We start from the raw sequence: 21,193 nt of genomic DNA on the forward strand, positions 1-21,193 counted from the left end.
TTGAGAGAGCGTGACAGGCCGGTTCTGGTTCGACTGACTCGACCCGGCTGGTATCAGCCCCGATATCGACTCCCGACTGGCGCGGGACCGTCCGTTCCGCCAACCGTCGGCTGACCGGCGGCCGCAGGCGGCGCTACAGCGGACGCGCTATAGTAACGGTTTTAGGCGGGGAGGCGCGACCGTTTCGTGGGAACGGCACGACCGCAAATCCGACGCGTCGCCCGTTTGGGCGGCTTGGGATTGCGGCCGTGTTCGGCGCGGACCGGCAGTCGCCGGTCAGGGACGCCTGTCCCGTGCGCCAACACAGCGGCACCGACGGTTGTGCAGTTCCAACCCAACTATGGCACGAATGCACACCCGACGCCGCGGCTCGTCCAACTCTGACAAGCCCGCGGCAGACGAACCGCCGGAGTGGAGCGACGTGGACGAAGACGCCATCGAAGAGCGCGTGGTCGAGCTGGCCGAGCAGGGCCACTCGCCCAGCGAGATCGGCCTGAAGCTGCGCGACGAGGGCGTTCAGGGCACGCCGGTCCCGGACGTCTCCCTCGCGACGGGCAAGAAGATCAGCGAGATCCTCGAGGAGAACGACGCCGACCCCGACCTCCCCGAGGACCTGCGGAACCTGATGGAGCAGGCCGTCCGGCTGCGCGAGCACATGGACGAGAACCCCAACGACCATCAGAACAAGCGCGCGCTCCAGAACACGCAGTCGAAGATCCGTCGCCTCGCCGACTACTACCGCGGCGACGAACTCGACGAGGACTTCACCTACAGCTACGACAACGCCGTCGAGCTGCTCGAGTAGATGTCCGCAGCCGGTCGCGACCACGCGTCAGCCACGGCCGCCAGCGACGTCGCCGCCGCCGTCCGCGAGGCCGACTTCGTCCGCCTCGTGGCCCGCGCGGACGGGGACGCACTGGCAGCCGCGGGCGTGCTCGCCCGGGCGCTCGACGCCCGCGGCACGCCCTTCCAGGCGACCGTGGCGCGGCCGTTCGAGGACGCCGACCGCGGGACCGACGCCGACCTGACAGTCGCCGTCGGCCACGGCGGCCCCGCCGACGAGTCCGTTCGCGGCCGACCCGCGAGCGCGACCGCCTTCAAGGCCGTTCAGGAACTGGGCGTCGAGCCCGACGCGACGCTGGCGCTGGCCGGCGCCGTCGCCGCCGACGACCCCGGCGCGATCCCGTCGGCTCCGGAGCGGGCCGGCGTCGAGCGGCGGCCCGGCGTCGCCGTCCCGGTCGCCGACCTCGCGGACGGGCTGGCCCACACCACGCTCGTCCACGCCCCGTTCACGGGCGAGGAAGGGCGAGCGGCCGACGCGCTGGCCGACCTCGACCTCGGGGACGCCGTCGACGAGGAGGACCGCCGCAGGGTCGCCTCGCTGGTGGCCCTGACGGTCGCCGGCGATCCCGGCGCGACGGAGCGAGCGACCGAGGCCGTCGAGCGGGCGCTCCGGCCCCGCGTCGGCGGCCCGTTCGAGACGCTCGGCGGCTACGCCGACGTGCTCGACGCGACTGCGCGGGAACGGTCCGGCATCGCGGTGGCGCTGGCGCTGGGCGGCGACGTCCGCGAGGCGGCGCTGTCCGCCTGGCGTGACCACGCCGACCGGGCTCACGCGGCCGTCCGCGGGGCCGACGCGTCTCGCTACGAGGACCTGTCCGTCCTCCGCGACGCTGCCCCAGTCGGCACCGTCGCCCGCCTCGCGGCCGACTTCCGCTCGCCCGAGCCCGTGACGCTCGCGCTGGCCGGCGGCGAGGCCGCGGTCAGATCGACCGACGGCCGCGACGTCGCCGACGCCGTCGCCGCGGCCGCGAACGCCGTCAACGGAGAGGCAGTCGGGCGCGGCGACCGGGCGCGCGCACGAATCGACGACGCGGACGCCTTCGTCGCGGCGCTCCGGGAGGCACTATGAGACGCGCCGAGATCCGGACCACGCACGGCGACGCCGAGACCGCCGAGCGGATCGCCGCCGCGATCAGCCCGGACAACACCGACGAGATGTCGACCCGGACCGACGGCGACGCCGTCGTGACCGCAGTCGAGCGCGAGACGACCGGCGGACTCCACGCGACCGTCGACGACTACGTCGTCAACCTCCGCGTAGCGGCACAGTTATCCGACCGACTCACTTCACACGACACATGAGCGAACGATCCGTCTCACGACAGAAGCAGGAAAAGCGGTGGTACACCGTGCTCGCCCCCGAGCAGTTCGACCGGGCCGAGCTCGGCCGCACCACCGCCGACGAACCGGACAAGGTGCTCGGACGCACCATCGAGACCACGCTGGGCGACCTCGAGGGCGACGCCAGCGAGAACAACACCAAGCTGACCTTCAAGATCAACGAGGTCGCCTCGGACTCCGCGTACACGGAGTTCGTCCGCCACGAGCTCACGCGGGACTACCTCCGCTCGCTCGTGCGCCGGGGCTCCTCGAAGATCGAGGCTTACGTCACCGTGCTGACCACGGACGACTACCGCGTCCAGATCCAGCCCGTGGCGTTCACGACCAAGAAGGCCGACGCCAGTCAGGAGCAGGCCATCCGCCGGACGATGATCGACCTCGTCGAGGAGGCCGGCGACGAGCGGACCTTCCAGGACCTGATCGACTCGGTCGTGGAGGGCCGCCTCTCCTCGGCCATCTACGGCGAGGCCAAGGACGTCTACCCGCTGCGCCGCGTCGAGATCCAGAAGGCCACCCTCGAGGCCCGTCCCGAGGAGGTCGCCGAGGAAGAGGAGACCTCGGTCGCCGCCGACGCCGACGACGTCGACGTCGAGGCCGAATAAAGGACTTCGCGGCGGGGACTTCTTTCCGACCGCGACTGGGTAGCGGTCGCTCTGGACGGCGACGGCCGGAACCGGACAGCGGCGGCACTACTCCTCGACGACGATCCGACCGAGCATCTCGCCGGACTCGTGGGGCAGACAGACGTAGTCGTAGGTCCCGGGTACCTCGAAGGTGTGCTCGAAGGTCTGGGCCTCCGTCAGGACGCCGCCCGACCTGTTGCGCCAGGCGTCCCTCGCGGCTGACTCGCTGTCGTAGTCGCCGGAGGCGAAGTACGCCGCCTCGTCGGGGATACCGTCCTCGTAGGCGGTGACGGTGTGGCCCTGTTTGCTCGTGTTGCGCCAGACGACGGTGTCGCCCGCGGAGACGGTGTGCTCCTCGGGCCGGAACTCGATGGTAGACATCCCGATGTCGTACTCGTCGGCGCCGGAAGCACCGACTCCGAGACACCCCGCCAGTCCAGCGGCCGAGACGCCGGCCGCGGCCCGCAGGTACGCGCGGCGCTGCATGCACATACCTCTCGGCCGGAGCGCCATAGACGAATCGCTTCCGGACGATCAGGTCGCGTCCGGATCTGCACCCGAGACCACGTCGGCGTCGGTCGGCCCCTGCCCGTCGAACTCGGCGACGAACGCGTCGAGTTGCTCGGGGTCGTCGGCGCCCGGTAGCGCCCGCTCGGCCGTCCCGCAGTCGGCGTCGACGCCCAGCCGGTCGCAGATCAGGTCCGCCGTCGACTCGGCCATCAGCCGGTAGGTCGTCAGCTTCCCGCCGACGACGCTGACGCAGTTCCCGACGCCGTCGTCGGCGTGGTCCAGCCGGAAGAACCCCCGCGAGATGCCGCGGCCGCCGCGCTCGTCCTCGTCGGGCGCGTACAGCGGCCGGACGCCCCACCAGGTCCGGCGGACCGGGGCGTCGGCCGCCGGCGGGAACATCGCCGCGCACTCCTCGACGGTCGTCTCGACCTCCCAGTCCGCCCGCTCGTAGTCGTCCGGATCGGAGACCGGGACGCTCGTGGTGCCGAGGACGGCCTCGGTCTCGTGGGGCACGACGATGTCGCCGTCGTCCGGCGCCCGGCAGCGGTTGAGCACCGGACCGAGGCCGTCGTACTCGACCGACACCATCACGCCGCGGGTCGGTCGCATCTCGACGTCGAGGCCCGCCATCTCGGCCACCCGGCCGGCCCACGCGCCCGCGGCGTTGACGACGTACTCCGGTTCGACGACGTCGTCGACCGCCCCGCCGAGGCGGGCCTCGGCGACCCGCCCGTCCTCGACGGTCAGGTCCGAAAGCGGCGCGTGGGGGTGGACGTCGGCCCCCTGCTCCCTCGCGTCGGCGGCGTTGGCCGCCACCAGCCGCGATGGGTAGATCACCGCGTCGGGCACCCGCAGCGCGCGCTCGACGGCGGCGGCGAGGTCCGGAACCGCCTCGCGGGCCTCGTCGCCGTCGAGGGTCTCGACGTCCATCCCCACGTCCTCGCAGGCCGCGCGCTTGGCCTCGAAGTACGCCGGATCGTCCGATTCTAACTGGACGAACAGCCCGCCCGTCTCCCGGATCGCCGCGCCGGCGATCCGCCGGAGGATCCGGTTCTCACCGAGGCAGTCGTTCGCGTCTTCGGGCTCGTCCGGTACGTACCGCGCCCCGCTGTGGAGCAGCCCGTGCGAGCGCCCGGAGGTCCCGCTGCTCAGGCCGTCGCGGTCCACGAGCGTCACGTCCAGACCACGCAGCGCCAGGTCCCGGGCCACGCCTGCGCCCGTCGCCCCGCCGCCGACCACGAGTACATCTGTGGAGAGAGTCACGTCGTGCGCTTGGGGTGCCGGAGGGGTACACCTGACGCTCGGAGTGGAGGATGCTGTCGCTCCGGACAGTTAGCGGCGTAAAGAACCAGAAAGCCCCGGCCGGCTACGGTCGGGGGCTTCGCTGCGCGCGCTCCCGGCGGTAGCGTGCTTGCGTCAGCCGCCTTCCCGTAGCCAGCCGCCCCTTTCAGTCCCGCCCAGCGTTGATTGGCTAACCGGCTACGGGCGGGACTTTCTGGTTCTTCACAGGGATTCCAGATCCAGTTACTGCTGGGCGGTTCGCAACTGCAAAGTGCAGGGACCGGAAGGGTGGACTATGAAAGCGACCGCGAAGGCACACCCGATCCAGGGGCTGGTGAAGTACCACGGGATGCGCGACGAGGAGCTTCGGCTCCCGTACCACGACAGCATCAGCGTCTGCACGGCGCCGAGCCACACGCGGACCACCGCGGCGTTCGACCCCTCGCTGGAGGAGGACGTCTACGAGATCGACGGCGAGGCCGTCGAGGGGCGCGGGGCCGAGCGGATCCGGGCGGTAGTCGACCACGTCCGGGAGCTGGCCGGCGTCGACCACCGCGTCCGGTTCGTCTCGGAGAACTCCTTCCGGACGAACATCGGCTTCGGGTCCTCGTCGTCGGGGTTCGCCGCGGCGGCGATGGCCCTGGTCGAGGCCGCCGGGCTGGACATGACGCGGCCGGAGATCTCGACCGTCGCCCGCCGGGGCTCGTCCTCGGCGGCGCGGGCGGTGACGGGCGCGTTCTCGCACCTCCGGACCGGCCTCAACGACGAGGACTGTCGCTCGGAGCGCATCGAAACGGGCCTGGAGGACGACCTCCGCGTCGTCGCCGGGATGGTGCCGTCCTACAAGGAGACGGAAGCGGCCCACGAGGAGGCGGCCGAGAGCCACATGTTCGAGTCGCGGATGGCCCACATCCACGGCCAGATCGCGGAGATGCGCGACGCGCTCCGGGCGGGCGACTTCGAGCGGACCTTCGAACTGGCCGAGCACGACTCGCTGTCGCTGGCGGCGACGACGATGACCGGCCCGGCGGGCTGGGTGTACTGGCAGCCCCAGACGATCGAGATTTTCAACGCCGTCCGCGAGCTCCGTACCGAGGAAGACGTCCCGGTGTACTTCTCCGTCGACACGGGCGCCAGCGTCTACGTCAACACCACCGCCGACCACGTCGACCGCGTCGAGGAGGTCGTCGCGGACTGCGGCGTCGAGACGCGCCGCTGGGAGGTCGGCGGCCCCGCGCGGGTCCTCGACGAGGACGCGGCGCTGTTCTAGGAACGGCCTAGGGACGCGGATAGGCGAAGAGTACATTTCCGTGCGGGCCCATCTTCGACAGTAGTGCGGTCCGTACCGATGGTCCTGGTCGGGCTCGCCCTGACAGCCGGGGGCGCCGTCGCCGCAGTGTCGGGCTTCTTCTATCAGTTGCGCGAGTGTTCGGTCCTGCTGGGCCCGAACGGCGGCTGTCCGGAACCGTCGATCGTCTCGGCCCTGGCGCTCCTGCTGCTCGCGGTCGGAATCCCGCTGATCGGCATCGGCCTCCGGACCGTCTTCCTGTACCGGTGACCGGTCGGGCCGGGCGGAGAAAGCGTCGCCCTACTCGTCCTCGTCGCCGACGGCCGCGCCGAGGGCGACCTCGGGGTCGATCCAGACGACGAACTCGTCGTCGTCCTCGCGGTCGACGACGCCCTCGACGTAGTCGGTCTCGACCGGCGGGTCGTTGACCTGCGAGGGCGTCACGGGCACGACCTGCCGGACCTCGTCGACGAGCCAGCCCAGCGCCCCCTGGTCGTCGAAGGCGTCCGGGTCGAAGACGACGATCAGTTCCGGCGAGCCGTCGGCCTCGATGTCCAGGAGCTCCTTCGGATCCAGAATCGTCGTGATCTGGCCGCGCAGGTCGACCACGCCGGTGACGCAGTCCCGGGTGTTCGGGACCCGCGTCACGGACTCGCGCTCGACGATCTCCTCGACGCCGTCGATGTCGATGCAGTAGCGCTCGCCGCCGAGAGCGAACTCCAGTACGCGGGTCGAGTCCGCCCGGCCGGCGGCCTCGGCGCCCGCGGTCGCACGCGCGCCGCCGCGGCCGGCGTCGGTCGGGTCCCCGGCGTCGTCGTCCGCAGCTCCCGTCTCGGCCGCCGCGACTGCCTCCTCGACGGCATCGGCTGCCTCGTCGGCCTCCGGCAGGTCGATCGAACCGACGTCCGCGGCGGCCGCAGCGACGGCCTCGTCCGCGTCGTCGGACCGCGGTTCCGCCGCGACACCGGAATCGTCCGAGCCGCCGCCGGCGACCTGCGTCGCTGACTGCGCCGCCCGCCGGGCGGCCGCGACGGCTTCGTCGCCCGGTTCATCGCCGGTCACGGTGGTATCGTCCTCGCTCATCGCGTCGCCCTCGTCGACCGCTTCGGTCTCGTCGTCCGCCGTCACACGCTCCGCATCCTCGTTCCCACCGACCGCGGCCCCGTCCGCGTCGGCCGTGACCTCGTTCCCACCGTCCGGAGCCTCGTGCGCGTCGGCCGCGGCCCCCTGTCCGCCGTCGGCCACGCTCCCGTCCCCGTCTGCGGGGGCGGCCGACTCGTCGGGCACCGTGTCGTCGGGCTCGTCCCGCGGCGACTCGTCGTCGGCCCCGTCGGCCGCCTCGGACTCGTCGGCGCGTTGGCCCTCGCGCATCCGCCGGATCCGGCGGGCCCGATCCATGCGTTCGTCGTCGCTCATGCCGGCACCTCCGCTGCGCCGAGACGCTCGTCGATCTCGTCCGCGATGCCGAGGAAGACCCGCTCCATGTCGACCGAGTCCCCGTACTCGAACAGCGACACGCCCTCCGAGAAGGCGCGCTGGAGGGCGACGCGCTTGCGGACCTGCCAGACCGGGTAGTCCGCGAACACCTCCTCGAGCCACCGAAGCATGGTCCGGTCCTCGTTGGTCTTCTCGACGCGGTTGGCGACCACGCCCAGCGTCCGGACGGAGATGTCGGTCTGCCCTTCGAGCGCCGCTATCTGGTCGATCAGCAGTTCGACGGCCCGTTCGGAGGTCGCCTCGGTCAGCGCCGGCACGAGGACGTTCCGGGCGGCGTAGATGCCCGTGTCCGTGAGCTTGCCGTAGAACGGCGGTGAGTCGACGACGACGTAGTCGTAGTCGTCGTCGACGACCGCCAGCACCTCGTCGAGCGCGCCCAGCGCGTGGCCGTCGGTCACCGCGTCCGGCGTGACGTTCATCGCCAGCTCGGCCAGCGCGTCGGGGTCGACGCCGAACTCCGGGGCCCGTGCCGTCAGTTCCGCGATAGTCAGCTCGTGTTCGGCCTGGAGCATGTCGATGTTGCTCGGGACGACGTCCATCTCCGGGTGGGAGACGATCAGGTCCTCGACCACCGACCGCCCCTCGGGGTCGGTCAGGGCGTCGAACAGCGTCGGCGGGCCGGCGTCGTAGGCGTCGACGAGGCCCAGTCCCTCCGTGGCGTTGCCCTGCGGGTCGAGGTCGACGAACAGGACGTCGTGGCCGCGCTCGTTGAGCGCGCCGGCGACGTTGACCGCGACCGTCGTCTTCCCCGTCCCGCCCTTCGCGTTCGTCACGCACAGGCGCGCCGGTCCGGACCCTGGTTGGCTGCTCATCGTCGGGCTGAACGGGAGTCGAGGCTACCCGAGTATAAAAATACGCCCCCGATTATCAACGCTGCAAGTCGGCTCGGTGCGCGGCGAGTCCGTTCCGCCGCGCTACGGTCGCGTCTCCGGTCCACACACCCCAGTTATCATCGTTTACTCCAACATACCGGATCGGCTACAATCTTTATCACGTAGTAACCAGTAGGTGGCCGCATGACCATCAACCCGCGCGATTACGACCTCGACGAGCTGCGGAAGATGGCCCGGCGGCCGGAAGACGGCCTCGACGAGGACCGCGACCCGGCAGAGATTACCGTGGAGACCGACGAGGACGTACTGGCCGGCGAGTCGTTCCGGTCCGGGCTGCACCGCGAGCTGTTGCCGTTCCTCGACGACGACCTGGAGAAGCCGTACCTGTCGTCGCTGCCCGAGACGTACGCCGCCGAGTTCGTCGTCTTCGAGTGGCTTGAGTTCCTGCTGATGCACTCCGGCCACCGGGGCGCCGAGGGGGCGCTGGCCTACTACGAGCGCGTCGACTGGATCACCGAGGACGTCCGGGACGCGCTCTCGGAGTACCTTCGGGGCATCGACGACGCCGGCGCGGGCGCCGGCGACGGCTCGGAACTCGACGTCGACGACCACATGCTGAGTCTCGTCTACGTCGCGAAGCTCAACTCGATGGCGTGAGTCGGTCGACTGTCAATTCTCATTATCTGAACTGATCCGGCCGGCACCACGGTAACGACCGGACTGTGCTGGCCTCCAATTATCACGAACGGAATTTTTGTCCGCAACTATATACCGGAGGAAAGAATACAGGGCTCCGTATGAGCGACGACGCAGACGATGCCGAACCGACCGCCGCCGCCGAGGAAAACGGGGGGACGGGCACCACCGTCCCCATCGGCGTGAAGCTCGGGAGCACGCGCACCGTCGTCTCGCTGCCGGGCGAACGGGGCGCCGACGACCAGATCATCCGCACGCTGACCTGTCTCGCCACCTACGAGGACGCCCTGACCGGCGAAGAGAAGGTCCTCTACGGCGAAGAGGCCGCAACCGAGTATCCCGACCGCGTGCAGTTCATGCTCCGCTCCGGGCTCCCCGAGGACGCCGACCGGGCGGACCTGACCCGGACGTTCTTCGAGGCGCTCATCGAGGAGAACGACCTCCCGGCCAACAGCGCCGTCGTCTACGCCATCCCCACCATCGACAACCCCGAGGGCCTCGACAACCTCCGCTCGGTCATCGAGAACAGCTCCATCGGCATGCGTCTGGTCGAGAGCTACCCCGAATCGCTCTGCGGTGCCATCCCCGCCTTCGGCGACGACCTGCAGGCCATCGACGAGATCTTCCTCGCGATCAACATGGGCTCGACGAACCTGGAGGCCTCCGCCTACCGTCGCGGCGAGCAGTTGGCCCCCTTCACGACCGGCGCGGTCACCGGCAACGAGGTCGACCGGATGATCGCCAACTACGTCGAAGAGGAGACCCAGGGCCGGGTCAACATCGACACCCAGACCGCCCGCGAGTACAAGGAGGAGCACGCCGACTTCGTCGACTTCGAGCCGTTCACGGACGTCATTCAGCAGCCCGGCGGCGGTTCCCACGAGTTCACCATCGAGCGCTCGGTCATGGACGCGCTCGACGAGTACGTCGACGACGCCGTCGAGGAGATCGCGAACACCTTCCTCCCCGAGCTGGCCAACGACTACATGAAGGTCTACCAGCTCGCCCTCGAGCGGCCGATCGTCGTCACCGGCGGAATGGCCTGCATCCCCGGCATCACCTCGGAGTTCGAGCGGCGGCTCGGTGAGGAACTGGACCGCGACGTCGAGGTCATCGCCGCGGACCGCCCCGACCTCGCCCCGACGATCGGTGCCCAGCGGATCGCCCGGCGGCTCGCTGCGAACGACTGATACGGACTGTCGGAGCCGTTTTTCGGTACGATCCCCGACTACGGACGGTCGTATCGGTACCGAACTATTGTGAAGTACCTCGGGGACAAGCCCCGAGGCTTCACCGTTTTGTCCATGTCGTCCAGAAATGGACGGATGGACGCAGGCGAATTTAATTCCCCTCGACCTCCCCCGAGTAGGGTCGGCTGGAATTAACACCCGAACACCTCGCTGGTGTCCGTGAGGGTTGGTCGCTCCACCACGACCCGACAACTCCCGTCTCACGCCCAATGGACGGTTTTGAGAGGAGTCGCATTTCCAAACCTCTGAACGACCGCTTCACAGTAAGGTCTTTAATGTCTGCCACGGTCGTTAAACCACAGTACGAGGCATGGTAAATTAAATCCTTTGACGGGCTTCACCCTCGGGGTCAAGCCCCGAGGCACTCGCCCTGCTCCGCCTGTAGAAATTGAACGCACTGACACACTCGAAGGGCACCCGTGATGCTCTTCGATGTGTGAATAGTTTCAATTTCCACTATACGACAGTCCCGCGAGCGGACCGATCGCGACGCCGATTCTCACCTGCGTTCGACGCCGCAGTCCGATCACCGGCAGGTTCGTGTAGTCGCGGTGCGGTCGGACGCGCGACGGCGGCCGAAAACCTTAATCACTTCATACAATATAATCAGTTTTAATGCCCGAGTGTCCACGGTGCGGCGAGCGGATGAGCTACAACGACCGAACGACGAAGCTGGTCGAGTACGTCTGTCCGCGCTGTCACGAGAAGCGCATCGACTGGACTGACCGGGCGCGACGGCCGTCCGGTTCCGCCTGACCGGGGCGAGCGAGGCGGCCCGAACGGCAGACGACGCCGCCTCGCGCCGGACAACGAGTCCTTTTTGCGTCCGCCGCGGCTTGCTGTGACATGGCCGAACCGGAGACAGCAGTCGCTCTCCTCCACGGAGGCGAGCAGTCGCCAGAGCAGGTCGCCGCCGAGTCGTGGTGCCGGTCCGCCGAGTTCGACGTGGACGTCCTCGCCGCCGGGGCCGTCGCCGGGGACGCCGCACTGACGCCCTACGACGTCGTCTGGTGGCACGCGGACGCCGTGCCCGGCACGCCGGCCGTCGCCGACCTCGGGACCGAGCTCCGGTCGTTCGTCGCCGACGGCGGCGGCCTGGTGCTGTCGCTGGCCGCCCTGTCAACCGTCGACGAACTCGGCATCGACCCCGTGGCGCCCGACGACGTCGTCGTCGATCCCGACGGCCCGCCCGCGGGGCCCCTCCTGAAGTCCCTCCACGACGACCTCCCCGTCTTCGAGGCCGTCGACCGCCGGTCGATCACCCGGGAGGCAACGGACGCCACCGTCGCCCGCTACGAGGCCGTCCTCCCCGATCGCGGCGAAGTGCTCGCGGCGACGCGCCTGCCGGACCGCGACGAACCCGACCTCGTGACCGCCGTCGGCTGGTCGATCGGCGAGGGTAGCGTCGTGGGACTGGGCGACTGCCTCGTCTTCGACGCCGAGCCGCCGGCGGACGTCGCGGCCGCGCGTGACGCGCTGGCGACGGGCCTCCTCTCGAACGTCGGCGACGCGGACGTCCCCGACAGGCCCCGCGACGCCGAGGAGCTGACCGCGCTGCGCGAGCGCCTGGCAGACGACCCCCACCGGCCGAGCTACCACCTCTCGCCGCCGGCCAACTGGCTGAACGACCCCAACGGGCTGATCGAGTGGAACGGCCGCTACCACGTCTTCTACCAGTACAACCCCGGCGGCCCGAACCACGACACCATCCACTGGGGCCACGCCGTCTCAGACGACCTCCTCCACTGGGAGGACGAGCCCGTCGCGCTGACGCCCTCGCCCGACGGTCCTGACCGCGACGGCTGCTGGTCGGGCTGCGCCGTCGACGACGACGGGACGCCGACGCTGCTGTACACCGGCGGCCGCGGGGCCGAACAGCTCCCCTGTCTCGCGACCACCGGCGACCCCGACCTCCGGACCTGGGAGAAGTCTCCGGACAACCCGATCATCGAGGAGCCGCCCGCGGAGCCCGCCGTCCTCTCGACCGACCACTGGGACGGCGAGTTCCGCGACCACTGCGTCTGGCGCGAGGACGGCACCTGGTACCAGCTGATCGGCGCCGGGCTCGCGGACGGCGGCGGGGCGGCGCTGCTGTACGCATCCGGGGACCTCCGCGAGTGGGAGTACCGCGGCCCGATCCTGACCGGCGATTACGGGATCGACGGCGTGGTCTGGGAGTGCCCGGAGCTGCTGGACCTCGGCGAGCGGAGCCTCCTGCACGTCTCGAACTACGAGGACGTCGTCTACTTCCTCGGCGAGTACGCCGACGGCGAGTTCGAGCCCGAGGAGCGGGGGCTGCTGGACCACGGCGACTTCTACGCCCCGCAGTCAATGCGGACCGGCGACGGGCGGCTGCTCACCTGGGGGTGGCTCCCGGAGGCCCGGACCGCGAGCGCCCACTGGGACGCCGGCTGGGCCGGCGCGCTGTCGCTGCCCCGCGAGCTGTCGGTGGACGGCGACGGCGACCTCCGCCAGCGGCCGGCGCCCGAACTGCGGGACCTGCGCGGGGCCCGCGAGAGCCGCGCGGACTGGACCGTCGCCCCCGACGATCCGGCGGCGCTCGACATGACCGGGCGGTCGCTGGAGCTCCGGGCCGAGGTGGCGCTGACCGACGCCGACGCGGTAGAGCTGGCGGTGCTGGAGACGCCCGACCGCGAGGAGCGGACGGCGCTGCGCTACACCCGCGAGGGCGACCTCGTCGTCGACCGGTCCGCCGCGAGCCTCGACCCCAAGGCGTCGGACGAGGAGCTACGGACGTCGGTGCCGCCGTACGACGAGCCGCTCGACCTACGCGTCTACGTCGACGGCTCAGTCGTCGAGGTGTTCGCCAACGAGCGCCACTGCCTGACGGCCCGCGTCTACCCGACCCGGGAGGACGCGACGGGCGTCTCGCTGACCGCGCAGGGCGGGGCCGCCGAGGTGTCGCTGGACGCCTGGGAACTGTCAGGGACGTTCTGAGCCGACCGGAAAAAGGCGCGGTTGGAGAGCCGAACGGCGTCGGCGCGGAAGGGGGCCAAGGTTCGGCCGTGAGAGGGTGGTCGCGAGCGCTTACCGGCTCATCATCTGCATGCCGCCCTGCATGCCGCTGCCCTGCATCTGGCCCTGCTGCATCGACTGGCCCTGCTGGCCCATCGAGAGGTACTGCTGGATGGCGTCGGTCGCGCGGTGCAGTTCCTCGGCGCACTCCTGGCAGTGGGCGTGGGAGTGTCGGCCGCACTCCTGGGCGCAGGCCTGCATCGCCTGCTGGAGCGTCTGGAGGACCGAGCGCTCGAATCGCGACTGCCGGGGCACGAACGTCTCGGCGACCTCGGCGAGCTCAGAGACGTCCTCGCACATCTGGATGCACTCGATCATCATCGGATCGGCCTCCTGGATGCACTGGTCGGCGCACCACTCGCAGGTCATGGCTGCCCGGTGGATCGTCTGTGTCATCTCCCGCATCTGCGGCGTCTCGATCTCGCTGAATCGCATCCCCTGGCCGCCCATCTGCTGGCCGCCCGTCTGGCTCATCTGTCCGCCTGTGCCCTGCATCTGCCCGCTCGTGGACTGGAAGTTCTGTGACATGGCTGTCTCGTGGGCAGTCGCACCCGGTGGGAGGGACACGCAGGACCGGGAAAGTTACTGGCGCGGTACGGGCGCTAACGCGGAATTACGCGCCGGACCGCGGGACGGCGTCCCGGGCGACAGCCGCGAACCAGCGGCGGCGACGCCGCCAGGGGGCCGATAACGCAAGCATACTGCAGGCGACCGGTGCCCAGGCGAAGCGAGCCGGTCGGGAACTGTCGTCTACGTCGATCAGGAGAGCCCGTCGCCGTACGGGCCCCGTGGGCGGTCGGCGGACGGCTCGAACAGCGCCGACTCCAGCGGCGGCAGGTCCTCCCGGGGGAGCGGCACGTGCCAGTTGTCGAGCTTGCCGCGGATCTGCGTGGTCCGCCCGTCGATGCCGAGGCGCAGCGTCGGCGCCATCGTCCCGCCGAACCGGCGGCGCTGCTCGGCGTCGGGCAGGTCAGCGACCGCGTCCATCGACGGGGCCGCGAAGTCGTAGTAGTTGAAGAAGCTCTGGACGAGCGCCTCGTCGCCGTGGGGCAGGACCATCCACGAGTACGACTGGTAGGGCGCGTTCTCGGGGTTCGTGACGACCAGTCCCGACCCGTTCAGGGGCTCGTAGTCCCCGCGCAGCGAGTCCGCGGCGAACCCGTACAGCGCGTCGAACCCGTCCAGCCCGGGCGCGAAGGTGTGGCGGTGGCTCGAGACGAAGAGGTAGTAGCGGCCATCGCGCCGGAGCACGTGGGGCCGCTCCAGTTCCTGGTTGACGCAGACGGCGTCGAGAATCGGCTCCCGCAGCTCCCACTCCAGCGGGTCGCCCGAGGGGGACTCGGCCAGCCCGACGCAGCCGTTGAACGCCTGCTGCTCGGGGTCCCCGCCGCAGGCGTCGCTGCCCTCGGGGACGGGCACGTTGGCCTCGAACAGGAGAGACGTGGTCCCCGTCTCGGGGTCCTCGTAGAACCAGGGGTCCCGGAAGGTGTAGGTCATCCCGCGGGACTGGTCCTCGCGCTCGTAGCGCTCGCCGTCAGGCTCGAAGAGCACCTGATGCTCCCAGGAACCCGTCACGGCGAGGCCATCACCACCATCGGCCTCGATGTTCCCGCCGCCCGCGCCGACGACGCGCTGGGTGTAGGTCAGCTCCTCGTCCTCGGCGCGGCCCGCGGCCGTGTAGAAGAGGTACAGGTCGCCGTCGTCGTACAGCGCAGACCCCGCCCACTGGCGCTGTCCCAGGGGAGCCTCGAAGACGGGCTCGCCCACCTCCCAGGACCGGCCGTCGGCGGAGTAGCTGTACCGTATCGTCGCGACGTCGTGGCGCTTCCCCGGTAGCAGGTCGGCCGGCGCGGTCAGGTGAAAGGCGACGCGGTGGCCGCCGACCTCGGCGATCCGTCCCCGCCGGTCCCGGAGCAGCCACGTGTCCCACACGTGGACGTCCTCGGCGGGGTCCGACTCGGGCGGGTAGAACACCGGCGCGACGGCGTCGTCGCCCCGTTCGAGCGCGGCCGCGTGGTCCCGCGTCCATCCCGAACGGGCCCGGAAGCCCGACGCGTGACCCTCGACTGGATCCATACCGGGAGGTGACGGAGCCGCTGGAAAAAGGTTTACACGCCAGTTGTAGCTACTCCTCGTCGGGGTCGCTCCGGTCGACGCTCTCCGGCCCGGTGATGTCCAGCGGCCGGATCCAGACGTACCAGAGCATCAGGATACCGGTGCCGTACCCGATGGCCCAGACCGCGCTGCCGACGGTCTGGTAGCCGAGTTCCTCCAGCGCGAAACTCGCCAGCCCGGGGAGGACGATCACCGCGAGCGCGGCCAGCGCAGGGGCGAGTTTCTCCCGACGGTCGGCGTCCATGCCCATACGGACCGAACGGCGGCCGCGCGCAAATGGGTGCCGGATTCCCGCTCGCCTGGTTCGAGGCCTCGCTCCGCTCGGCCTCGCATCAAACGAGTCGTGGCACGACCCCCGCCGCGGGTCCGCGACGACCCCACCGATCGCGCCGGCACGTCGCGACGTCGAAGCCGGCCTCCTCCAGCGCCGCGGCCAGCGCCGACACCGGCACTCGCCCGTCGACCTCGGCCGTATCCGTCTCGTGGTCGGCGTCGGCGTCCGTCACGCCCGCGACCCCGGAAAGGGCTGTCTCGACCGTCGTCGCGCTCTCCTCGCCGGTCATGCCGTCGACCCTGAGCAGTAACATTCGCCTCGCACTCCTGTTGTCTCCCCCACACTATAGTTGTCACGAACCGGAGAGTTCCCGGAACACCGTCCAGGCCGGGTCGGCGTCGGGTGTGCTGACGCGCTCGCCGTCGACGTAGACGCCCTCGCCGGCGGCGACCTCGCCGACGACGGCCGCCGGCGTCCCGCTCGCCTCCAGCGCATCGACGACCGCGTCGGCCCCGTCGGCGACGGCGATCAGCAGCGTCCCGGCGCTGCTGGCCGCCCAGGGGTCGATCCCGACGGCGTCGCAGACCGCCTCCACGCCCGGGGCCACCGGAACGGCCTCGCGGTCCACGTCGAACCGGACGCCCGCGCCGTCGGCCATCTCCACGAGCGCGCCCCGGAGGCCGCCCTCGGTGGCGTCGTGCATCGCCGACACGTCGCCGCTCTCGAAGGCAGCGCGCGCGTCCGCGACGACCGCGATATCGTCCACCCGCTCCTGTGCGGTCGCGACCGTCTCCGCGTCCAGCTCCAGCGCCTCCGGAAACAGCGTCGCGAACAGGCCGGTCACCTCCGCGGCGGGGCCCGTGGAGATCACAAGGTCGTCGCCCGGGCGCGCGCCGTCCGGCCGGACCACGTCGTCGTGGCCGCCCACGCCCAGCGCGGTCGCACCGCCGACCCACGACGTGTCGATGCCGGGGTAGCGCGCGGTGTGGCCCGACGCGACGCTCACGCCCAGCTCCGCCGCGTGGTCGCTGATCGCCCGCCAGAGCCGACCGAGTTCGTCGTCGGTCATCGACGGCGGCAGCGAGAGCGAGATGGCGAGGTGCGTCGGCGGGACCCCGGAGACCGCCACGTCCGCGAGGACGACCTCCAGCGCCAGCCGTCCGGCCCGCTCCCAGCCCAGTTCCGGCAGGATCGAGATCGGATCGGTCGCGAGGACGACCGCGCGGTCGCCCACCTCGAGCACCCCGAAGTCCACGCCGTGTCGCGGTCCCACGACCACGTCGTCCCGGTCGGCGCCGAGGTTCGGATAGATCACCTCGTCGAAGAAGTCGCGGTCGATCTTCCCCAGGTCGGTCATCGGTCTAGGTCGACCGTCCTCCCCCAAAGGCGTACCTGAGTCCGTCGGTCGGCAGCCTACAGGACGCACACGTCGTCGGCGGCCACGCCCAGTTCGACCGCTCCGGCGGGGGGATCGGTGGCGGCGGTCTTGACGATCAGGTCCCGGCCCCGCCACTCGCAGTGGACGCGGTAGGCGTCGCCCAGGAACTCGGCGGTCCGGACGGTCGCCGTCAGCGTCGCGCCGTCCGCCGTCGCGGCGCCATCGTGCATCCCGCCGACGGCGAGGTCCTCCGGGCGCACGGCGACCGTCACCCCGTCGCCGGGCTCGACGTCCGCGCCGGACGGCAACGGCAGGTCGACGCCGTCGGACGAGTCCGACGAGCCTCCGCTCGCTTCGCTCGCGGAGACCCCGTCGACCCGGACGCGCCCGTCTCCCGTCGCGACGCCGTCGAGGACGTTGTTGTCGCCGACGAACTCCGCGACGAACCGGGAAGCGGGCTCGCGATACACCGTCTCCGGCGTGGCCACCTGCTCGACGCGGCCGTCCTGCAGTACGGCCACGCGGTCGCTGATCGCTAGCGCCTCCGCCTGGTCGTGGGTGACGTAGATCGTCGTGATCCCCAGGTCGCGCTGGATGTCCCTGATGCGCACGCGCAGGCGCTGGCGCAGCTGCGCGTCCAGCGCCGACAACGGTTCGTCCAGCAGCAGGACGTCCGGCCCCGGCGCGAGCGCGCGGGCGAGCGCGACGCGCTGCTGCTGCCCGCCCGAGAGCTGTTCCGGATCCCGGTCCGCGAGAGCCGCCATGTCCACCAGTTCGAGCAGTTCGGTCACTCGCTCTTCGGTCGTCGCACCGCCGGGTGGGTCGGCGAAGCGGAGGCCGTAGGCGACGTTCTCGCGGACGCTCATGTGCGGGAAGAGCGCGTAGTTCTGGAACACGACGCCGACGTCGCGCTCCTCCGGCGGCCGGCCGGTCACGTCCCGCCCGCCGATGCGCACGCGACCCGCGTCGGGCGACTCCAGCCCCGCGACGGCGCGCAGGGTGGTCGTCTTGCCGCAGCCGGAGGGCCCGACGAGCGTGAAGAACTCGCCGTTCTCGACCGAGAGGGAGACGTCCCGCAGCGCGGTCACGCCGCCGAAGCGGACCGTGAGGTCCTCGACGGCGACGCCGGCGCTCTCCTGCCCGTCCCGCCGTGGCGGCCCGTCGGCGTCCCGCTGCTCGTCGCTCATCGCTCCCACCGCCCTCCGACGCGGTCGATGACCACGAAGCTGGCGGCCGTCACCGCGAGCAGCACGGTCCCCATCGCCGTCGCCGGGCCGAGGTTCGGCCCCAGCGAGCGGTTCCCGACGTACCGCTCCAGTGCCACGGGCATCGTGTAGCTGTCGACCCCCTCGGCGAGGAGGACCGTCGAGTCGAACTCGCCGACGCTGATGGCGAACGCGAAGGCCGCGCCGGCGACGAGCGCGCCGGCCACGAGCGGGAGTTCCACGTCGACGAGCGCCCGGGCGCGGGAGGCACCGAGCGAGCGGGCGGCGTCGACGAGTCGCCCGTCGAGGCCGCCCAGCGCCGGCGTCACGTTCCGGGAGACGAACGGGTAGGCGGCGACGGCGTGGGCCGCGATGACGGCTCCGGCGCCCGTGACCACGACGCGGTGGCCGAACAGCTCCGTCCCGAACACGAGCGTCTGCAGGAGGCCCAGGCCGACGACGATGCCGCTGACCGCCAGCGGCGCGGTCAGCAGGGCCTCGGCCGCACGGGAGCCCCGGCCGCCCCGCGTCGCCACGACGGAGACGACCACGCCCATCGGGAGCGCCAGGAGCAGCGTCCCGGCGCCGAACAGCAGCGAGTTCCGCACCGCGGGCAGCGGGCGGACCGTCCCGACGGCGACGCCGCGCTGTTGCTCCAGGAGGAAGGCGTAGTACTCCAGCGTGAACCCACCGTCCGGGCCGGTGACGCTCTCGACGACCAGACTCGCCAGCGGGCCGACGAACACGACCAGCGCGACGGCGGCGTAGGCGAGCAGGCCCAGGCGGCGAGCGTCGAGCGACCGCCAGCCGTCGAACAGGGGCGCCCGGCCGAGCGACTCGCCCGCGCTGCCGGCCTGGACCTGGGCGGCCTCGTATCGGAGGTAGGCGTAGGTCAGCCCCAGCGAGAGCGCCGTCTCCAGCGTGCCGAGCGTCGCAGCCTCCGCGAGGTCGAGGTCCTGAACGCGCGCGTACAGCCACACCTCGACGGTCGCCAGTTCCAGCCCGCCCAGCGCGAGCACGATGGGGAAGGTCATGAACGTGAACACGAACGTCAGCAGCGCGGCGGTCATGAGGCTCGGCAGGAGCTGGGGCGCGACCACGTCACGGAACGCCCGTAGCGGCGAGGCGCCCATCGTCCGGGCGGTCTCGACCTGCCGGCGGTCGACCGACTCCCAGGCCGTCGTCACCAGCCGCGTCACCAGCGGCGCGTTGTAGAAGGCGTGGGCGAGCACGACGATCTCCAGCGTGCCGACGAGTTCGACGGGCCCCAGGCCGAGCGGTCCGAGGAGGTCGTTGAACACCCCGGTCCGGCCGAACATGGCGAGAAAGCCCACCGCGACCATGATCGACGGCAGGACGAACGGGAGGATGGTCACCGACCGCAGCAGGCGGCGGCCGGGGAACTCGAAGCGGGCGAGCAGATAGGCGCCCGGCAGCCCCAGCAGGACACTGGCGACCGTCGACAGCGCGGCCTGGTAGGCCGTGAAGCCGAAGAGACCGAGCCTGACCGACGGCGCGCCCGCGGCGAGCCACTCGGCGACGCCGCCGGGGATCCCGAGCGGGTCCGTCACGAGGTAGTGAGCGACGCCGACGTAGAATGGATCGGAGAGAACCTCCGCGAGCGGCGCGAGCGTGAGGCGCCCGCCCTGGTAGACGGCCGCCGCGAGGACGCTCCCGACCGGGTAGTAGAAGAGGACCGCGAGCGCCGCGACGGTGGCGGCGACGCCCGCGGGAATCGCGACCCGGTCGGCCCGCATCGTCAGTTAGTGGCGACCTGCCGCGCCCACTGCTCGATCCAGCCGCTCACGTTGCCGACCAGTTCGTCGTAGCTGTAGGTGACCGGCTCGGGCGGTTCCAGTGCGTACTCGCCGAAGTCGCCGCCGGGCTCGACGCCCTCGACAGCGGGGAACTGGACGTTCCGGACGGCGATCTCCTTCTGGGCCTCCTCGGTGAGGGCGAACTCCATGAACCGCTCCGCGAGGGCGGGCTGGTCGGAATCGACGAAGCGGGCCATCGCCTCCGGGTTGGCGTAACCCTGGTCGTTGATGAACCCGACCTGGTGGCGGGACACGTCGACGTCTTCGCCGTGGTAGTACACCTGGTCGGTCGAGTAGGAGACGACCATCGGCGCCTCGCCCTCCGTGTAGGCGTTGTAGGCCGGCTGCCAGTCGTCCATGATCTGGACGCCGTTGTCGACCAGGCCCTGCCAGTAGTCGAGGTACTGGTCCGGGCCCTTCTCGTGGATGGTCCACAGGAGGAACGCGCGCCCGGGGTCGGAGTGCTGGGCGTTCTGCGTGATCAGGGCGTCCTCGTAGGCCGGTTCGAGCAGCGAGTCGAAGGTGTCCGGCTCGTCGACCTCGTCCTCGTCGTAGACGAGGCTGATGTAGCCGGTGTCGTAGGGGATCGCCCGGCCGTCGGGGTCGATCCACAGGTCCTGCTTGACCCGGTCGGAACCCTCGACGCCATCGGCCGCGGGCGCGAACAGTTCCTCGTCCAGTTGCTCGTCGACGCGGACGAGTTCGCCGGTGTTGAGGCCGACGAAGAGGTCGGCGTCTATGGGCGCGCCCTGTTGCTTGCGCTGGACGAACTGGTTGACGCCGTTCTCCGGCGTCGCGAACTCGACGGTGACGTCCGGATACTCCGACTCGAAGGCCGACTTGAGCCAGTTGCCGGCCGTGTCCTCGCCGGTGAACGAGCTGTAGGTCGCCACCATCAGCGTCCCACTGGGCCCGGCCGTCGTGCCGGTCGTGGTGCCCGTCGACGCCTCCGTCGCGGTGTCGGTCGACCCCTCGGTCGCCGTGCCCGCCTCGCCGTCCGATCCGTCGCCGACGCAGCCCGCCAGCCCCGCGAGGCCGGCGACGCCGACGCCGGTCCGCCCGAGGAAGGTTCGTCGTCTCATTACCCCGTTGTTTCATCGAGTGGTACTTGAACCGCACGTTCCGGACTCGAACAGTCGCCGGTCAGACACTTCTGGAAACCGGGAACCAGAACGCATACTTCCCGCCGTGCGGACTGTCGACGGG

General features: G+C 70.8%; 22 protein-coding genes. 10 read left to right on the plus strand and 12 right to left on the minus strand.

The window, feature by feature from the left end; all coding sequences use genetic code 11:
* The first annotated feature begins 340 nt into the window (after nt 1-340).
* Genes LCY71_RS02010 through LCY71_RS02025 form a run of 4 tightly spaced genes read left to right on the plus strand, consistent with a single transcriptional unit; the run spans nt 341 to nt 2,786 of the window.
* Nucleotides 341-805 carry a 30S ribosomal protein S15 gene (locus LCY71_RS02010; RefSeq protein ID WP_225334695.1) on the plus strand — a complete coding sequence of 155 codons (465 nt, stop codon included), beginning with the start codon at nt 341-343 and terminating at the stop codon, nt 803-805.
* The gene (locus LCY71_RS02015; protein ID WP_225334696.1) at nt 806-1,912 is read left to right on the plus strand and encodes a hypothetical protein; all 1,107 of its coding nucleotides are present in this window, start codon (nt 806-808) and stop codon (nt 1,910-1,912) included.
* Nucleotides 1,909-2,145, plus strand: coding sequence for a KEOPS complex subunit Pcc1 (locus LCY71_RS02020; protein WP_225334697.1), 237 nt, complete (start codon nt 1,909-1,911; stop codon nt 2,143-2,145). Before LCY71_RS02015 ends, LCY71_RS02020 begins: the two co-directional genes overlap by 4 nt.
* Nucleotides 2,142-2,786: a 30S ribosomal protein S3ae gene (locus LCY71_RS02025; RefSeq protein ID WP_225334698.1), complete on the plus strand. Its 645-nt coding sequence runs from the start codon at nt 2,142-2,144 to the stop codon at nt 2,784-2,786. The genes LCY71_RS02020 and LCY71_RS02025 overlap by 4 nt, the downstream gene beginning before the upstream one ends.
* An 87-nt stretch (nt 2,787-2,873) precedes the next feature.
* On the opposite strand, the gene LCY71_RS02030 is transcribed toward LCY71_RS02025, so the two are convergent.
* Nucleotides 2,874-3,293, minus strand: coding sequence for a cupredoxin domain-containing protein (locus LCY71_RS02030; protein ID WP_225334699.1), 420 nt, complete (start codon nt 3,291-3,293; stop codon nt 2,874-2,876).
* 48 nt (nt 3,294-3,341) lie between these two features.
* Nucleotides 3,342-4,580 (minus strand): FAD-dependent oxidoreductase, encoded by a 1,239-nt coding sequence (locus LCY71_RS02035; protein WP_225334700.1) that lies wholly within the window; start codon nt 4,578-4,580, stop codon nt 3,342-3,344.
* Between the two features lie 313 nt (nt 4,581-4,893).
* Between LCY71_RS02035 and mvaD the strand changes: the two genes are divergently transcribed.
* Together mvaD and LCY71_RS02045 are read left to right on the plus strand one after the other, a co-directional pair.
* Complete coding sequence (gene mvaD / locus LCY71_RS02040; protein ID WP_225334701.1) at nt 4,894-5,868, plus strand: phosphomevalonate decarboxylase MvaD; 975 nt, start codon at nt 4,894-4,896, stop codon at nt 5,866-5,868.
* Between the two features lie 78 nt (nt 5,869-5,946).
* A complete protein-coding gene (locus LCY71_RS02045; RefSeq protein WP_225334702.1) occupies nt 5,947-6,156 on the plus strand; it encodes a hypothetical protein in 210 nt (69 codons plus the stop codon).
* 30 nt (nt 6,157-6,186) lie between these two features.
* On the opposite strand, the gene LCY71_RS02050 is transcribed toward LCY71_RS02045, so the two are convergent.
* Complete coding sequence (locus LCY71_RS02050) at nt 6,187-7,302, minus strand: chemotaxis protein CheW (RefSeq protein WP_225334703.1); 1,116 nt, start codon at nt 7,300-7,302, stop codon at nt 6,187-6,189.
* On the minus strand, nt 7,299-8,195 hold the full coding sequence (locus LCY71_RS02055) for a ParA family protein (RefSeq protein WP_225334704.1): 897 nt from the start codon (nt 8,193-8,195) through the stop codon (nt 7,299-7,301). The genes LCY71_RS02050 and LCY71_RS02055 overlap by 4 nt, the downstream gene beginning before the upstream one ends.
* A 204-nt stretch (nt 8,196-8,399) precedes the next feature.
* Here LCY71_RS02055 and LCY71_RS02060 point away from each other — a divergent pair, with 204 nt between their 5' ends.
* The 4 genes from LCY71_RS02060 to LCY71_RS02075 all read left to right on the plus strand — a co-directional run bounded on the left by LCY71_RS02060 (nt 8,400) and on the right by LCY71_RS02075 (nt 13,120).
* Nucleotides 8,400-8,873, plus strand: a complete 474-nt coding sequence (locus tag LCY71_RS02060; RefSeq protein ID WP_225334705.1) for a FlaD/FlaE family flagellar protein — start codon at nt 8,400-8,402, stop codon at nt 8,871-8,873.
* A gap of 140 nt (nt 8,874-9,013) precedes the next feature.
* A complete protein-coding gene (locus LCY71_RS02065; protein ID WP_225334706.1) occupies nt 9,014-10,102 on the plus strand; it encodes an actin-like salactin in 1,089 nt (362 codons plus the stop codon).
* Nucleotides 10,103-10,777: 675 nt separating this feature from the next.
* Complete coding sequence (locus LCY71_RS02070) at nt 10,778-10,918, plus strand: hypothetical protein (RefSeq protein WP_225334707.1); 141 nt, start codon at nt 10,778-10,780, stop codon at nt 10,916-10,918.
* Nucleotides 10,919-11,008: 90 nt separating this feature from the next.
* Nucleotides 11,009-13,120 (plus strand): glycoside hydrolase family 32 protein, encoded by a 2,112-nt coding sequence (locus LCY71_RS02075; protein WP_225334708.1) that lies wholly within the window; start codon nt 11,009-11,011, stop codon nt 13,118-13,120.
* Nucleotides 13,121-13,210: 90 nt separating this feature from the next.
* On the opposite strand, the gene LCY71_RS02080 is transcribed toward LCY71_RS02075, so the two are convergent.
* The 8 genes from LCY71_RS02080 to LCY71_RS02115 form a co-directional block, all read right to left on the minus strand.
* The gene (locus LCY71_RS02080) at nt 13,211-13,726 is read right to left on the minus strand and encodes a four-helix bundle copper-binding protein (RefSeq protein ID WP_225334709.1); all 516 of its coding nucleotides are present in this window, start codon (nt 13,724-13,726) and stop codon (nt 13,211-13,213) included.
* A gap of 231 nt (nt 13,727-13,957) precedes the next feature.
* A complete protein-coding gene (locus LCY71_RS02085; protein ID WP_225334710.1) occupies nt 13,958-15,274 on the minus strand; it encodes a glycoside hydrolase family 68 protein in 1,317 nt (438 codons plus the stop codon).
* 49 nt (nt 15,275-15,323) lie between these two features.
* Nucleotides 15,324-15,563, minus strand: coding sequence for a DUF7996 family protein (locus LCY71_RS02090; protein ID WP_308444686.1), 240 nt, complete (start codon nt 15,561-15,563; stop codon nt 15,324-15,326).
* 82 nt (nt 15,564-15,645) lie between these two features.
* On the minus strand, nt 15,646-15,900 hold the full coding sequence (locus LCY71_RS02095; RefSeq protein ID WP_225334711.1) for a heavy-metal-associated domain-containing protein: 255 nt from the start codon (nt 15,898-15,900) through the stop codon (nt 15,646-15,648).
* Between the two features lie 39 nt (nt 15,901-15,939).
* On the minus strand, nt 15,940-16,944 hold the full coding sequence (locus LCY71_RS02100) for an AIR synthase family protein (protein ID WP_225334712.1): 1,005 nt from the start codon (nt 16,942-16,944) through the stop codon (nt 15,940-15,942).
* Nucleotides 16,945-17,000: 56 nt separating this feature from the next.
* On the minus strand, nt 17,001-18,152 hold the full coding sequence (locus tag LCY71_RS02105) for an ABC transporter ATP-binding protein (RefSeq protein ID WP_225334713.1): 1,152 nt from the start codon (nt 18,150-18,152) through the stop codon (nt 17,001-17,003).
* Nucleotides 18,149-19,927 (minus strand): ABC transporter permease, encoded by a 1,779-nt coding sequence (locus LCY71_RS02110; protein ID WP_225334714.1) that lies wholly within the window; start codon nt 19,925-19,927, stop codon nt 18,149-18,151. The genes LCY71_RS02105 and LCY71_RS02110 overlap by 4 nt, the downstream gene beginning before the upstream one ends.
* A gap of 2 nt (nt 19,928-19,929) precedes the next feature.
* The gene (locus tag LCY71_RS02115) at nt 19,930-21,069 is read right to left on the minus strand and encodes a thiamine ABC transporter substrate-binding protein (RefSeq protein WP_225334715.1); all 1,140 of its coding nucleotides are present in this window, start codon (nt 21,067-21,069) and stop codon (nt 19,930-19,932) included.
* Nucleotides 21,070-21,193: the final 124 nt, after the last annotated feature.

The organism is Halomicrobium urmianum (assembly GCF_020217425.1).
Taxonomy (GTDB): domain Archaea; phylum Halobacteriota; class Halobacteria; order Halobacteriales; family Haloarculaceae; genus Halomicrobium; species Halomicrobium urmianum.

Excerpts from the sequence above, each read along its gene's own strand:
- LCY71_RS02015 (WP_225334696.1), top strand. The coding sequence starts at position 806 with ATGTCCGCAGCCGGTCGCGACCACGCGTCAGCCACGGCCGCCAGCGAC.
- LCY71_RS02115 (WP_225334715.1), bottom strand. The coding sequence starts at position 21,069 with ATGAGACGACGAACCTTCCTCGGGCGGACCGGCGTCGGCGTCGCCGGC.
- LCY71_RS02100 (WP_225334712.1), bottom strand. The coding sequence starts at position 16,944 with ATGACCGACCTGGGGAAGATCGACCGCGACTTCTTCGACGAGGTGATC.
- LCY71_RS02065 (WP_225334706.1), top strand. The coding sequence starts at position 9,014 with ATGAGCGACGACGCAGACGATGCCGAACCGACCGCCGCCGCCGAGGAA.
- LCY71_RS02090 (WP_308444686.1), bottom strand. The coding sequence starts at position 15,563 with ATGGGCATGGACGCCGACCGTCGGGAGAAACTCGCCCCTGCGCTGGCC.
- LCY71_RS02030 (WP_225334699.1), bottom strand. The coding sequence starts at position 3,293 with ATGCAGCGCCGCGCGTACCTGCGGGCCGCGGCCGGCGTCTCGGCCGCT.
- LCY71_RS02070 (WP_225334707.1), top strand. The coding sequence starts at position 10,778 with ATGCCCGAGTGTCCACGGTGCGGCGAGCGGATGAGCTACAACGACCGA.
- LCY71_RS02110 (WP_225334714.1), bottom strand. The coding sequence starts at position 19,927 with ATGCGGGCCGACCGGGTCGCGATTCCCGCGGGCGTCGCCGCCACCGTC.
- LCY71_RS02095 (WP_225334711.1), bottom strand. The coding sequence starts at position 15,900 with ATGTTACTGCTCAGGGTCGACGGCATGACCGGCGAGGAGAGCGCGACG.
- LCY71_RS02020 (WP_225334697.1), top strand. The coding sequence starts at position 1,909 with ATGAGACGCGCCGAGATCCGGACCACGCACGGCGACGCCGAGACCGCC.
- LCY71_RS02045 (WP_225334702.1), top strand. The coding sequence starts at position 5,947 with ATGGTCCTGGTCGGGCTCGCCCTGACAGCCGGGGGCGCCGTCGCCGCA.
- LCY71_RS02085 (WP_225334710.1), bottom strand. The coding sequence starts at position 15,274 with ATGGATCCAGTCGAGGGTCACGCGTCGGGCTTCCGGGCCCGTTCGGGA.
- mvaD (WP_225334701.1), top strand. The coding sequence starts at position 4,894 with ATGAAAGCGACCGCGAAGGCACACCCGATCCAGGGGCTGGTGAAGTAC.
- LCY71_RS02055 (WP_225334704.1), bottom strand. The coding sequence starts at position 8,195 with ATGAGCAGCCAACCAGGGTCCGGACCGGCGCGCCTGTGCGTGACGAAC.
- LCY71_RS02105 (WP_225334713.1), bottom strand. The coding sequence starts at position 18,152 with ATGAGCGACGAGCAGCGGGACGCCGACGGGCCGCCACGGCGGGACGGG.
- LCY71_RS02010 (WP_225334695.1), top strand. The coding sequence starts at position 341 with ATGGCACGAATGCACACCCGACGCCGCGGCTCGTCCAACTCTGACAAG.
- LCY71_RS02025 (WP_225334698.1), top strand. The coding sequence starts at position 2,142 with ATGAGCGAACGATCCGTCTCACGACAGAAGCAGGAAAAGCGGTGGTAC.
- LCY71_RS02060 (WP_225334705.1), top strand. The coding sequence starts at position 8,400 with ATGACCATCAACCCGCGCGATTACGACCTCGACGAGCTGCGGAAGATG.
- LCY71_RS02050 (WP_225334703.1), bottom strand. The coding sequence starts at position 7,302 with ATGAGCGACGACGAACGCATGGATCGGGCCCGCCGGATCCGGCGGATG.
- LCY71_RS02075 (WP_225334708.1), top strand. The coding sequence starts at position 11,009 with ATGGCCGAACCGGAGACAGCAGTCGCTCTCCTCCACGGAGGCGAGCAG.
- LCY71_RS02080 (WP_225334709.1), bottom strand. The coding sequence starts at position 13,726 with ATGTCACAGAACTTCCAGTCCACGAGCGGGCAGATGCAGGGCACAGGC.